The sequence below is a fragment of the Corynebacterium suranareeae genome (genome assembly GCF_002355155.1).
Taxonomy (GTDB): Bacteria; Actinomycetota; Actinomycetes; order Mycobacteriales; family Mycobacteriaceae; genus Corynebacterium; species Corynebacterium suranareeae.
The window spans coordinates 3,144,467-3,157,041 of record NZ_AP017369.1 but is presented as its reverse complement, the minus strand read 5'-3'; the positions used below and the strand labels follow the sequence as shown (position 1 = coordinate 3,157,041).

Here is a 12,575-nt window from a genome sequence, read left to right as displayed (position 1 = left end):
ACCCGAGGTTCTATGCTGTAACAAAGCGGATAAAACCTCGTTATCTAAAAAAGGGAAAGGGCTGGGCTACTTTCATGTCGTCTCCATCCATTAATGCACAAGCGCGCGCTGAGCTTGCAGAACTAATCAAGGAACTTGCTGTTGTTCACGGTGAAGTTACCTTGTCTTCAGGTAAGAAGGCGGATTATTACATTGATGTTCGTCGCGCTACCTTGCATGCGCGTGCTTCTCGGTTGATTGGCCAGTTGCTGCGTGAGGTGACTGCGGATTGGGATTATGACGCCGTAGGTGGGTTGACCTTGGGTGCGGATCCAGTGGCTACTGCGATCATGCATGCCGATGGCCGTGAGATCAACGCGTTTGTTGTGCGCAAAGAGGCAAAGAAGCACGGCATGCAGCGTCGCATCGAAGGTCCGGATCTCACAGGCAAGAAGGTGCTTGTGGTGGAAGATACCACCACCACCGGAAACTCCCCGTTGACTGCAGTCGCCGCGCTGCGTGAAGCCGGAATTGAAGTAGTTGGCGTGGCCACTGTGGTGGACCGTGCAACTGGTGCAGATGAGGTCATCGCCGCCGAAGGCCTTCCATACCGCAGCTTGCTGGGGCTTTCTGATCTTGGACTCAACTAACACCCCCGGCCCCACCGAGTGGGGTGAGTCCCGCGTGGGTAAAGGCCCATGGGAAGAGGAAAACCCTGGCGTGCCCAGGCCTACAAGCCCGCTTTTCGACGCCACCCTCCTCGACGAGGGTGATCGCCGCAACGTTGTTGACGCTTATCGTTATTGGACTCGTGAGGCGATTGTTGAGGATATCGATACCCGCCGCCACAGTTTGCATGTAGCGATCGAAAATTTTGAAAACGATGCCAATATCGGCACCGTTGTGCGTACGGCCAATGCGTTTGCGGTAGATACCGTCCACATTGTGGGCAGGCGTAGATGGAACCGTAGGGGAGCGATGGTCACTGATCGCTACCAGCACTTAATGCACCATCCGGATGTGGATTCACTGCTTCAGTGGGCGATTGCTGAAGGGCTAACCATCGTTGCCATCGATAACACCCCAGGTTCTGTGCCGTTGGAAACTGCTGAGTTGCCAAAAGATTGCCTGCTGTTGTTTGGTCAAGAAGGTCCTGGTGTTACCGAAGCTGCGCGTGCAGGGGCACTAATGACGTGTTCAATTGCTCAATTTGGTTCCACTCGCTCGATTAACGCAGGTGTAGCAGCAGGTATTGCCATGCATGCATGGATTCGTCAGCATGCCGATTTGTCGCAAGCTTGGTAAATTTACCTACTAGATCGTTAGAGTTTCGTTATACTTTTGGGTGTCGTATTTAGTTGTGCAACACCTGCATTGGAGCGAAGAAACACTCAGTGTTAGACAAATGGGTAAACAGAGCTGACCTAGCGGAATCCGCCATTAATGAAAGGCACTCCGCTAGGGTATGGGGCGTGCCCCGAACAAACCTTGGATTCGTGGCATGGCCTGCCAACGCCAAGGAAAAATTGTTTATCCACTGGCATTACTGGTGGCAGGCGCACTATTTAGATTGTCTTGTGGATGCTGCCAGAAGACGCACCACCAAAGCTCGCCGTGACCGAATCAGAGATACCATTCGTGGAATTTCTGTCCGAAACATCGGCAAGTTAACCTCCAACCGCTATTACGATGACAAAGCGTGGTTAGCGCTTGCTTTGGGGCGTGCTGGAAAAGTAAGAAAAGTTCGCACGCCAAAAAACCTCGCACCGCTTGAGCAAAACATCGTCGATGGCATTGATTCCCTAACAGGTGTGCTGCCGTGGCGTTCAGGGGAAACCTTCTACAACGTGCCGTCCAACGGTCCAGCTGCCATCATGATGGCGCGCACTGGACGTTTGGAAGAAGCCATGACGATCACCGATTGGATCTTTGACAACCTCATCGATGATGACGGACTAGTGATGGACGGTTTGCGCATGCGCATGCACGGCCCTGAACTCGTGCGCAATATCCACCCCTACTGCCAGGGTGTGGCCATTGGAGCATGTTTGGAAATTGCGTTGAAGTTGCGTGAACGCGCCGGGCTGACCACCACTGTGGTAGATCACTGGTCGGATGCAGACAAGGCTGAAGATTCCTTGAAGTACTTCGCCCACATCCACGCCACCGTCCAAGCGGTTTCCCGAAAGATGACTAACTTTCACGGCGTGATCGATTGGGATACCGGCGATGGTGATGGCGGGTTATTTAAGGGAATTTTGGTCCGGTACTTAGCCGATGTTGCCATTAGGTTGCCTGATGATTCCCCAACCAACCGCGAAACCAAGAAGGTAGCAGCCCGTCTTGTTTTAGAATCCGCGGAAAGCGTGTGGAACCACCGATTGGAAGTTGATGGACTTCCTGTGTTTGCCACAGACTGGACCACTGATGCCCGATTGCCACAAAACTTTGGCTTAAGTTCCTCAAGTTTGAACGATTTGGTCAGTGTGGTGCGTGTGGATGAGCGTGATCTTTCGGTGCAATTGTCCGGTTGGATGCTCATGGAAGCAGCCGCAAAAGTGGCTGAAGAACTAGAAAATAACGGCAACAGCTACACCGGACGAGCAATATAGCCCCGTTAGTGTATGTCTTGACCTGCACTTTTACATTTTCCTTAGGTTGATGGAAATATCACACGACAAAAGGGGAGTGATGCAGGCATAATTGGCTATGGGCGACTGAAGATGCCACAAACAATGTTTGGTCAAACATAATCAGACATTTTGATTGTGGGTTTATCAGTTCGCGCTTCATCATGCGCACGCATGAAGAAATTACATACACAGTTCAGTGACAGTCACCTTTTGGAGGAGACACCTTATGCCTATCGCAACTCCCGAGGTCTACAATGAGATGCTCGATCGCGCAAAGGAAGGCGGATTCGCTTTCCCAGCTATCAACTGCACCTCCTCGGAAACCATCAACGCAGCTCTGAAGGGCTTCGCAGAGGCTGAATCTGACGGAATTATCCAGTTCTCCACCGGTGGTGCAGAGTTCGGTTCCGGCCTGGCAGTAAAGAACAAGGTCAAGGGTGCGGTTGCTCTTGCAGCTTTCGCCCACGAGGCAGCTAAGAGCTACGGCATTAACGTAGCGCTGCACACTGACCACTGCCAGAAGGAAGTCTTGGACGAGTACGTTCGCCCACTGCTGGCTATCTCCCAGGAGCGCGTCGACCGTGGCGAGCTTCCACTGTTCCAGTCCCACATGTGGGATGGTTCTGCAGTCCCAATCGATGAGAACCTTGAAATCGCACAAGAGCTGCTGGCTAAGGCCAAGGCAGCAAACATCATCTTGGAAGTTGAGATCGGTGTTGTCGGTGGCGAGGAAGACGGCGTTGAGGCTAAGGCTGGCGCAAACCTTTACACCACCCCAGAGGACTTTGAAAAGACCATCGATGCCATCGGCACCGGTGAAAAGGGCCGTTACTTGCTTGCTGCTACCTTCGGCAACGTCCACGGCGTGTACAAGCCAGGTAACGTCAAGCTGCGTCCAGAGGTTCTTCTTGAGGGCCAGCAGGTGGCACGTAAGAAGCTGGGCCTTTCCGACGATGCTCTTCCATTCGACTTCGTTTTCCACGGTGGCTCAGGCTCCGAGAAGGAAAAGATCGAAGAGGCACTGCGTTACGGTGTTATCAAGATGAACGTTGATACTGACACCCAGTACGCATTTACCCGTCCAATCGTTTCTCACATGTTTGAAAACTACAACGGCGTCCTCAAGATCGACGGCGAAGTAGGAAACAAGAAGGTCTACGACCCACGTTCTTACATGAAGAAGGCTGAGCAAAGCATGTCTGAGCGCGTTATTGAGTCCTGCCAGGATCTTAAGTCTGTTGGAAAGACCACCGCTAAGTAAAGTCTTTTAAACACTTTCAAAAGGGCAGATCCCGATAAAAGGATCTGCCCTTTTGGTGTCTTTTCACGCTTGCGAGATTGCGTATCGCTAGTGTTGATTTCATGGCAAAGAAGAAACTGGGGACGATCGCCAGACTGTCTGAACTGGATAAGTCCCTACGCAATAGATTGCTGCGGGTTCGTTCCCGACTGCTGTTTATTGTCCACTCTGCAATTGGTGCAGGTATTGCTTTTTGGCTTGCGGTAGAAGTTGCAGGGCATGAAGCACCCTTTTTTGCGCCAATGTCAGCAGTGATCATTTTGGGTCTTTCAGGTGGTGACCGCATCAAGCGAGCCACCGAACTGACATTGGGCTGCTCCCTTGGTGTTGGTCTGGGAGATTTGCTGGTCATGCAGATCGGTACTGGCTATTGGCAGATTTTTGTCGTTGTGGGACTAGCACTGCTCGTTGCGTCTTTTGTTTCACCAGCGCCCTTAGTAAGTAATCAAATGGCGATTGGTGGAATCCTCATTGCCACCATGTTCCCACCAGGGGATAGCGGCAGTATTGACCGCATGATTGATGCCTTCATCGGTGGTGCAGTGGGCATCTTGGTCATTGCGATTCTTCCGACATCGCCGTTGAATGCCGGTAGACACCAGGTAGCCAATGTGTTGGGGATTGCAGCCAGTGTGTTGGAAGATGTGGCGGTATCGCTTCGAGAAAATGATGCAGCCAAACTCAATCATGCATTGGAAGCATTGAGGAACTCGCAGGCATCAGTGAACAAGCTGGAAACAGCTGCCTCCTCTGGAAAAGAAGCAACTACTGTATCGCCATTTTTGTGGGGAGATAGAGGCAGGGTGCGTTCGCTGTATCGCATTTTGGCACCGGTAGATAATGTGATCAGAAATGCTAGAGTGCTGGCTCGCCGTGCGGTGGTGTTATCTGAAGACAACGACACGGTAAGTAATGAGCAGATTCATGTGATCGAGGAAATCGCCGATATCGCGTTGCGTCTTTCTGATCTTTATGAACGACACAAAGAAATCAGTGAAGCGTTAGAGATCCCCGAATTAGTAAACCGCTTGCGTCATTTAGGCAGCCAAGTCGGAGAAGAGATTGCGGAGGATCGGGTCTTATCAGCTCAAGTAATTTTGGCGCAGTCGCGGTCTATCATCGTGGATCTTTTGCAGATTTGTGGCATGTCCCGGGAATCAGCCGTGGCTGTGTTGGTGCCTACCTCTGATAGTCCGGCGTATCCGCCAGAGTTGTGGGATGAGGAAGACTAGCTGCTTGAGCATTTCTTATTGAGCGCAGAACAAGAGAGGTCACAGCCCAAACCACAAACCCGATGAAGGGAACGAATAACGTGAGAGCGCCCCAGCCCAGCGCGGTGACCCAGTCTTTATTCTTCTTATATTCCACCACCGCGATCGTGATGGATGCGATGAGGAAAATAAGTGGAAACAACGACCACACAATGTCATATAGCGGTGGTGTAAGGATGTTGTTGCCTGCTTCTAGGGGCAGTGCAGCCATACTGGCTCCTTGGGCTTTAAGGTCTGACGATCTGAAGATCCCGTAAATGTCGGTAGAAAGTTACACGCTCTACTGTACGTTTACGAGAAATTCCGTCAACCCGTATGCGCAGGCTGGGGCCTCCGGCTTGCATGGCTCGGCCCGTCGAAAAGCTTTTTGGAATAACCGAGCCGGTGGGGCGAGGAAACAGCCCGCGGGAGGGCACCTCGCCTGGAAGTGGGGTGTCCATGACAACCGCAGCGATACCAGGGGCATCAAGCATGGGCACCAAGCGAGCGCCATAAATGCCACGGCGCGGCGCTTTGGTTGCTGCCTCATGCCGGATAAGCACGTGATCATCAACAATGACTTCGCCGGTGATTTCGCCTGGTTCCCAATTTGTGACCGTGGCAGACCCAGCAACGGCGACGGCAGCGTCATCGCGGATTAGTGGTGCGGGATTAACCTTGCCGGATAGCGCAATTTCTAAAGCTGCCGAGGTATCGGTAGGCAGCCCCCAATTCTTAGCGGCTGTCGACGGGCCTACCGGAACAAACCCGACTTCTGCCCACAAATTATCAGCGCGCATAAGCCGGGTAAGCACGCTTGAAAGCGCAGCATCTGAACCAATGACCACGATGCGCAGGCGAGTGTCTGGCTGTTGTGGAGCAAAGCTCGGTGCGCCTAGATGGGCAACATCTGGTTGCTTAGCGATCTCATCAAGTGAAGGCGTGGGATCGTTTGGGAGGACATCAAACGCGGCATCATCAAGGATTTTGAGGTCTTTGCGCGTAGGCACCGCCGGTAAATCGTGGATTTCCATAGAGGTGGAAAGGGCAGGAAAATCAGTGATGTGTGGGGCATCGCACCGCAAGACCAGAAGACGCATACCGCAAGTTTAGTATCGCAATGATAAAAAACTGCACAAGGGATAGTAAGATGGAATAACGTCTGTGTGCGCACACGCGTGCATACTCCAACTTTATGGATCGGATGTGACGTAAACCAATGGCTGCAATCGTTATTGTCGGCGCTCAATGGGGCGATGAAGGCAAAGGTAAGGCCACGGATATTCTCGGCGGATTAGTCGATTACGTGGTTAAGCCCAATGGCGGCAACAACGCTGGACACACTGTTGTGGTCGGCGGCGAGAAGTACGAGCTCAAGCTCCTTCCTGCCGGCGTCCTCTCCGAAACGGCCACCCCAATTTTGGGCAACGGCGTTGTGATCAACCTTGAGGCACTGTTTGAGGAAATCGACGGCCTGGAAGCACGCGGCGCGGACGCATCCCGCCTGCGTATCTCCGCAAACGCCCACCTGGTTGCCCCATACCACCAGGTGATGGACCGCGTTCAGGAACGCTTCCTGGGCAAGCGAGCCATCGGCACCACCGGCCGAGGCATCGGCCCAACCTACGCCGATAAAGTATCCCGCGTAGGTATCCGCGTTCAAGACATTTTCGACGAATCCATCCTTCGTCAAAAAGTCGAATCCGCACTGGATTACAAAAACCAAGTGCTGGTGAAGATGTACAACCGCAAGGCGATTGTCGCAGAGGAAATCGTGCAATACTTCCTCTCCTACGCTGATCGCCTGCGCCCCATGGTTATCGATGCCACCTTGGTGCTTAATGAAGCACTTGATCAAGGCAAGCACGTGCTCATGGAAGGCGGCCAGGCAACCATGCTTGACGTCGACCACGGTACCTACCCGTTTGTTACCTCCTCCAACCCGACTGCAGGTGGAGCAAGCGTTGGTTCCGGTATCGGCCCAACCAAGATCACCAGCTCGCTGGGCATCATTAAGGCCTACACCACCCGCGTTGGCGCTGGCCCATTCCCAACCGAGCTTTTTGATAAGTGGGGCGAATACCTGCAAACCGTCGGTGGCGAAGTCGGAGTAAACACCGGCCGTAAGCGTCGCTGTGGTTGGTACGACTCCGTGATTGCCCGTTACGCATCCCGCGTTAACGGCTTCACCGACTACTTCCTCACCAAACTGGACGTGCTCACCGGCATTGGCGAAATCCCGATCTGCGTTGCCTACGACGTTGACGGTGTCCGCCACGACGAAATGCCATTGACCCAGTCAGAGTTCCACCACGCCACCCCAATCTTTGAAACCATGCCAGCATGGGACGAAGACATTACGGGCTGCAAGACCTTTGAAGATCTTCCACAAAAGGCTCAAGACTACGTTCGACGCCTAGAAGAACTCTCTGGCGCTCGCTTCTCCTACATTGGTGTGGGACCTGGCCGCGACCAGACCATCGTGTTGCACGATGTTCTAGCTGAAAACTAGCCATCAGTAAGTTACTTTCCTCCCCGGCAGTTGGCCTGAGAAATCAGGATCCCAACAGTCGGGGAGTTTTTTACTACTGACTGCTGGCAGGTTCGGTTACAGGGGGATTGTTAAGCAACCATTCACCATTTGTGCCTTGGGAAAAATTGAGTGTAGGGGCTGTTAATTTACTTGCCAGGGGAGTGCTTGAATTACAAAGTGCTGCATCTGATGGATCCAAAAGATCTGATTCAACCGAATCACCAGACCAATATACAATTCCAGACTGTTCAGATCCCTCTAGATCGGAAACTTGTTCGCTTGGGAGTTCAAGGACTTCAGCTATATATTCACGTGGCGCATCTGCACAAATAAGTGCAAAGTCTATCCACTCGCTGCCGTAGACATCAACAAGGTTGACCACAGGGCTATCGAAATCGGAAGCTTCGAGGAAATCCAAAAGCGGTGATTGTGAATTAGAGCAGCTAGAAAGCAGTAGGCAGGAAAATAATGCTGCGCTTCCTTGAGCAATGAACCTGGCTTTAAACATGGCAGTCCTTAGATTGATGGCGTGCGATTTTGGGAATGGTTATGTTCACCTAAGTTTTTACCCAGACTACTGGGCTAAAAAAATAGCAACCTCCCAGAATCACTCAAAGACCCCTGTGCACCCCATCGGGCAAATTTGGGAGGTGGCGATCCTTCAGTTCGGAGAAACGCGAGCGTTTCTTTGGAAGAATTTGGGATGCTCGGAAAGTCATTAAAAGCTGTTGGTTAGCGGGGCCAGAAATAACCCGATACCGCAAAATAATGCAACCTTTTTAACAGGTTGAGAGCTTTCACGACGCAGCGTCCGATAGAGTAAACAACAATATTTCGACATCTTCCAATGGAGGCTAGAAGGCATGTACATCCCAGAGACGATCGGCACCCCTTTAACCCCCAACGCCACGAAAGTGATGCTGCTGGGATCAGGAGAACTAGGTAAAGAGGTAGCCATCGCCTTTCAACGCTTAGGCGTTGAGGTTCATGCTGTTGATAGGTATGAGCACGCCCCGGCGCACCAGGTGGCACACTTTTCCTATGTCATCGATATGACAGACCCTGCGCAGGTGAGGGAATTAGTGGAGCGTGTGCGCCCTGATTTTGTCATTCCAGAAATTGAAGCTCTGGCAACTGATGAATTGGTGAAGATCGAAGAAGAAGGCCTGGCAACGATTGTTCCAACTGCTAGGGCCGCAAAGCTGACGATGAACCGTGAAGGTATCCGAAAGCTAGCAGCTGAGGAATTGGGATTGCCTACCTCTAGCTACGAGTTTTGTTCTACCTTTGAAGAGTTTTCTGCCGCAGCAGAAAAGCTTGGGTACCCCAATGTGGTGAAACCTGTGATGAGCTCTTCAGGCAAGGGACAGTCGGTGTTGCGCAGTGCCGATGACTTGCAAGCGGCGTGGGATTACGCCATGAGTGGTGCGCGTGTGAGCAATTCTCGTGTGATTGTAGAAGCCTTTGTGGAATTTGATTATGAAATCACCCTGCTTACCGTCAGGTCGATTGATCCCAATACGTCAAAGCCAGCCACATGGTTCTGTGAACCTATCGGGCACCGTCAGGAAAATGGCGACTATGTGGAATCGTGGCAGCCGATGGCGATGAATCCACGGGCGTTGGAAAATGCGCGTTCGGTGGCTGCGCGTATCACTAATGCATTGGGTGGACGTGGTGTGTTTGGTGTGGAGCTGTTTGTTTCTGGTGACGATGTGTATTTCTCTGAAGTGTCCCCGCGCCCGCACGATACTGGCCTGGTGACTTTAGCTACCCAGCGTTTTTCTGAATTTGAGCTGCATGCGAAGGCGATTTTGGGTCTGCCTGTGGATGTCACTTTGATCTCCCCGGGTGCTTCCGCTGTTATTTACGGCGGGGTGGAGTCTAAAGGTGTGAGCTATTCCGGTTTGGAGGAAGCTCTGACCGTCGCTGAAACAGACCTGCGTATTTTTGCTAAACCGGAAGCGTTTAATACCAGGCGTATGGGTGTTGCTGTGTCAACTGCCGAGGATGTGTCCGCTGCTCGTGATCGCGCAACGCTGGCTGCTGCTGCGATCAAAGTTCATCCGGGTGAAGAAAACTCATAACAGCACGAAGTGATAACAATTAGCTATGAGGGTATTAATCAACGTTGGGCAGGACTAACGTTTTACAGATAAGTGATCTCCAACACACCTTGTGGGGTGGCAGGTTCATCATGATTGTTAAGAAACGTTTGTCTACAGCCCTCATGGCTTTAAGTTCTGTAAGCTTTCTTGTTCTTCAAGGCTGCTCAAGTACAGAAACAGAAGAAGCCCCAGAAAGCTCCTCAGAAAGCTCTCCAGCAACCTCCTCAGAACCAGAAGCCGCGCCAGAAACAACAGTTACACAAGTACCTGAACCCACCACGTTGGACTACATCCATATTGATCCGGCAACCTATGACACTGGTGTTACAGATCAAGAAACAGTAGTGTTTACCACCGGTGACGGCACAACGGCGCATTGCTTTTTTGAGGCCACACTTGGTCAGTACAATTTTCAAATAAGAATGTTTACTGTTGATGAAACCGCTGGTTCATGCACGCTAAGTGCCCAAGACAACCAGCAAGTAAGCATCACCACCGATGACACCGTGCAGAGTAACTTTGCCGAGCTAGGATCGTTGGAATCAGAGCTGCCCCAAGCACATGCCACCTTAGATGTTGGTGAGATGGTTCATTTAGGCCACATGGGATGCTGGGCACCTACTGCTTCGGAATTTAGCTGTCTTGATTTTGATTCAAGCCAAGCATTTACCATTGATGCGCAGGGCTTTCATGAGATCGACGTGGATGAAGCAACGAGGCAGCTGACTAATTCTCAAGACCAGGTACAAGCGCTTTCAATGGTCACCACGTTTGAATTTGATGATGCCACCAGCCTGACCTGCGTGAGCAAAATAGCCGGTGGGCAGTTTATGTGCCACAACAGTGGACCTGCAGGTTGGGAAAGCACGCAGTCGCAAGGACCTGCAAATACGATCAGCTGGAATCTCGATGCTGCTGACGGGGAATTCGAGGGTGCTCATCCCACAAACCCGGGGATCAATATCTATGAATCGCAGCAAAAATTTGGCCCTGGTTCTTATCGTTTAGCCAACGGGGTAAGCGCGGAATTTGATGGCAATACCTTAAATATCACCACTGTGCAGGGAAACCAATTCTGGGCAACCACACAGGCCTTTGGGGCTGGAACAGGTTAAATCTAAGGAGTACTGATGAATATCCGACGGCTGGCAATCATCCCCATTGTGGCGTGCGTTCTAGTAGCGTGTGCTGATTCGCGGCCCTCGGACGCAGATCCCCCAGCTCTTCCATCCCCTCCCGCTCCGGTGGAGACCATCACGGAAACAGTTGCGCAGCCGACATCAGAAACCGACGATAATCCTCCGCGCCCCACAACGCCTACGGAAACCACCACCAAGCAGGCAGAATCTCTTGATCTAAGCCCGCGCTATACCCGTCAGAACATAGATAGTTACGCAAGTGGATACCAAGATGGGCAGGTAAGCTTCGCATCGGTAGATGGGTCAATTGAATGCGAGTTCCGCCCCATTGAACAAGATGCCCCAATTAACCGAAATCCATCGCTTGATTGGCGGGTAAGTTTTGCTCAAGGTGCTTGCCGATTTGGCACTAGCTACGCGGTGGCGGATACCAATGAGCAAAATCGCGCTGGGTTTGCTGAACTTACCACGGCGATTTCCCATGTCATGCCAGAAAATTACACAACTTTGCAGCCTGGAACCTATCTGGATCTTCACACCATGGCATGTTTCACGGATGCTGCTGATGAAATCGCATGCACAAAATACGCCACCAATGAGACATTCCGCATCAATGGCGCGGGGTTTAGCATGTTATCGAACGCCCAACGCGATGACATAGTGACCACAGAAAGTGGGTTACACCAGGTCTTTTCCAGCATCGGTGAATTCAGATTTGCCGACGGCAACTCCATGTCTTGCTTCTTCGACACGCCAAGCTCGTCCGATTTTTGGTGCCAAACACTAAGCACGCCTGGCTGGGACGACGGCAACAACCTCATCCACATGAGCGTCAGCGGCAACAACATCACCGTCATAGGCACGCAGGTGGGCAACCCCGGCCTCGACTATTTCCGCGGCCGGCAGCTCATTGACGCTAAAAATTCGCTTTTCGACGCCTCCCTCGCCGTCATTAATGAAGGCGATCGGGTGCGTTTCCGCACCGCGACGGGCAAGGAAATCTGGGTGAGTTCTAGCGACTATGGATCAGGCGTTTAGGTTAGAGAATTTCTCTAATTCCGAAGCCTTGAGCAACATCGGAAGGTGTACGACACCAGAATCAAGATATTCTTCACCGATTGGCTCAAATCCGTATTCGCCGTAGAAATCAGCCAGTGGCTTTTGGGCTGTGAGCACCACATCACGATCAGGGTACTGCTCATAGGCAAGACGCAATGCGTTGTGCATCAAATCTTGGGACAGCCCCGTGCCCCGCTCTTCCTTAGACACCGCGACGCGGCCGAGTTGTGACAGCTCGGTGGCGTCGTCAAGCGAAATGCTTGTGCCCGTGTAGCCCTTGAGCTCGGCGACGGTGGTGGGGGCCAGGCGAGCGCAGCCGACGAGGCGTGACGGGGCGGTATCAGCGCGCTCCCACGCCAAAATGTGATTGGTGGTGGGTGCGACATCGGTGTCATCAATCTCCGCGTACGGAGTCTGCTGCTCGTGAACGAAAATATCTACACGAAGTTTGTACAATTTGTGAACTTCGAGGGAGCCTAACTCCTGAAGATTGGAAACTGCAAAGTATCGGGTCATGACAAAAGACTAGCCTGCAAACCCCCAAAGTAGACAGTCCACAGCAAAGCATTAACAC

12 protein-coding genes and 1 pseudogene are annotated in these 12,575 nt (G+C 52.0%); 9 read left to right on the top strand and 4 right to left on the bottom strand.

Going from position 1 to position 12,575, the window contains the following annotated elements; translation table 11 throughout:
* Window positions 1-74 precede the first annotated feature (74 nt).
* From pyrE to N24_RS14505, 5 genes are all read left to right on the top strand, one after another.
* Window positions 75-629, top strand: a complete 555-nt coding sequence (gene pyrE, locus N24_RS14525; RefSeq protein ID WP_096458659.1) for an orotate phosphoribosyltransferase — start codon at window positions 75-77, stop codon at window positions 627-629.
* Window positions 616-1,284 (top strand): RNA methyltransferase, encoded by a 669-nt coding sequence (locus N24_RS14520; RefSeq protein WP_167382137.1) that lies wholly within the window; start codon window positions 616-618, stop codon window positions 1,282-1,284. Before pyrE ends, N24_RS14520 begins: the two co-directional genes overlap by 14 nt.
* Before the next feature lie 89 nt (window positions 1,285-1,373).
* The gene (locus N24_RS14515; protein WP_167382136.1) at window positions 1,374-2,591 is read left to right on the top strand and encodes a glycoside hydrolase family 76 protein; all 1,218 of its coding nucleotides are present in this window, start codon (window positions 1,374-1,376) and stop codon (window positions 2,589-2,591) included.
* Window positions 2,592-2,838: 247 nt separating this feature from the next.
* On the top strand, window positions 2,839-3,873 hold the full coding sequence (fbaA, locus tag N24_RS14510) for a class II fructose-bisphosphate aldolase (RefSeq protein WP_096458656.1): 1,035 nt from the start codon (window positions 2,839-2,841) through the stop codon (window positions 3,871-3,873).
* Between the two features lie 101 nt (window positions 3,874-3,974).
* Window positions 3,975-5,144: an FUSC family protein gene (locus N24_RS14505; protein ID WP_096460276.1), complete on the top strand. Its 1,170-nt coding sequence runs from the start codon at window positions 3,975-3,977 to the stop codon at window positions 5,142-5,144.
* A 157-nt stretch (window positions 5,145-5,301) separates the two neighbouring features.
* Here N24_RS14505 and N24_RS16735 read toward each other — a convergent pair.
* Together N24_RS16735 and N24_RS14495 are read right to left on the bottom strand one after the other, a co-directional pair.
* A pseudogene (locus N24_RS16735) lies at window positions 5,302-5,394 on the bottom strand (F0F1 ATP synthase subunit B); the annotation flags it as partial.
* Between the two features lie 16 nt (window positions 5,395-5,410).
* On the bottom strand, window positions 5,411-6,262 hold the full coding sequence (locus N24_RS14495) for a hypothetical protein (protein ID WP_167382135.1): 852 nt from the start codon (window positions 6,260-6,262) through the stop codon (window positions 5,411-5,413).
* Window positions 6,263-6,381: 119 nt separating this feature from the next.
* Between N24_RS14495 and N24_RS14490 the strand changes: the two genes are divergently transcribed.
* Complete coding sequence (locus tag N24_RS14490; protein WP_096458653.1) at window positions 6,382-7,674, top strand: adenylosuccinate synthase; 1,293 nt, start codon at window positions 6,382-6,384, stop codon at window positions 7,672-7,674.
* 73 nt (window positions 7,675-7,747) lie between these two features.
* On the opposite strand, the gene N24_RS14485 is transcribed toward N24_RS14490, so the two are convergent.
* A complete protein-coding gene (locus tag N24_RS14485; protein ID WP_096458650.1) occupies window positions 7,748-8,203 on the bottom strand; it encodes a hypothetical protein in 456 nt (151 codons plus the stop codon).
* 355 nt (window positions 8,204-8,558) lie between these two features.
* Here N24_RS14485 and purT point away from each other — a divergent pair, with 355 nt between their 5' ends.
* From purT to N24_RS14465, 3 genes are all read left to right on the top strand, one after another.
* Window positions 8,559-9,782 (top strand): formate-dependent phosphoribosylglycinamide formyltransferase, encoded by a 1,224-nt coding sequence (gene purT, locus N24_RS14475; RefSeq protein ID WP_096458644.1) that lies wholly within the window; start codon window positions 8,559-8,561, stop codon window positions 9,780-9,782.
* Between the two features lie 110 nt (window positions 9,783-9,892).
* On the top strand, window positions 9,893-10,918 hold the full coding sequence (locus tag N24_RS14470) for a hypothetical protein (RefSeq protein WP_231911031.1): 1,026 nt from the start codon (window positions 9,893-9,895) through the stop codon (window positions 10,916-10,918).
* Window positions 10,919-10,933: 15 nt separating this feature from the next.
* Entirely contained in the window at window positions 10,934-11,980 is a 1,047-nt protein-coding gene (locus N24_RS14465) for a hypothetical protein (RefSeq protein WP_096458641.1), read from the top strand.
* Here N24_RS14465 and N24_RS14460 read toward each other — a convergent pair.
* Window positions 11,969-12,517 carry a GNAT family N-acetyltransferase gene (locus N24_RS14460; protein ID WP_096458638.1) on the bottom strand — a complete coding sequence of 183 codons (549 nt, stop codon included), beginning with the start codon at window positions 12,515-12,517 and terminating at the stop codon, window positions 11,969-11,971. The genes N24_RS14465 and N24_RS14460 overlap by 12 nt on opposite strands.
* Between the last annotated feature and the right edge of the window lie 58 nt (window positions 12,518-12,575).

Bases quoted from the DNA above. Each gene is read 5' to 3' on its own strand.
- pyrE (WP_096458659.1), top strand. From the start codon at position 75: ATGTCGTCTCCATCCATTAATGCACAAGCGCGCGCTGAGCTTGCAGAA.
- fbaA (WP_096458656.1), top strand. From the start codon at position 2,839: ATGCCTATCGCAACTCCCGAGGTCTACAATGAGATGCTCGATCGCGCA.
- N24_RS14505 (WP_096460276.1), top strand. From the start codon at position 3,975: ATGGCAAAGAAGAAACTGGGGACGATCGCCAGACTGTCTGAACTGGAT.
- N24_RS14495 (WP_167382135.1), bottom strand. From the start codon at position 6,262: ATGCGTCTTCTGGTCTTGCGGTGCGATGCCCCACACATCACTGATTTT.
- N24_RS14490 (WP_096458653.1), top strand. From the start codon at position 6,382: ATGGCTGCAATCGTTATTGTCGGCGCTCAATGGGGCGATGAAGGCAAA.
- N24_RS14485 (WP_096458650.1), bottom strand. From the start codon at position 8,203: ATGTTTAAAGCCAGGTTCATTGCTCAAGGAAGCGCAGCATTATTTTCC.
- purT (WP_096458644.1), top strand. From the start codon at position 8,559: ATGTACATCCCAGAGACGATCGGCACCCCTTTAACCCCCAACGCCACG.
- N24_RS14470 (WP_231911031.1), top strand. From the start codon at position 9,893: ATGATTGTTAAGAAACGTTTGTCTACAGCCCTCATGGCTTTAAGTTCT.
- N24_RS14465 (WP_096458641.1), top strand. From the start codon at position 10,934: ATGAATATCCGACGGCTGGCAATCATCCCCATTGTGGCGTGCGTTCTA.
- N24_RS14460 (WP_096458638.1), bottom strand. From the start codon at position 12,517: ATGACCCGATACTTTGCAGTTTCCAATCTTCAGGAGTTAGGCTCCCTC.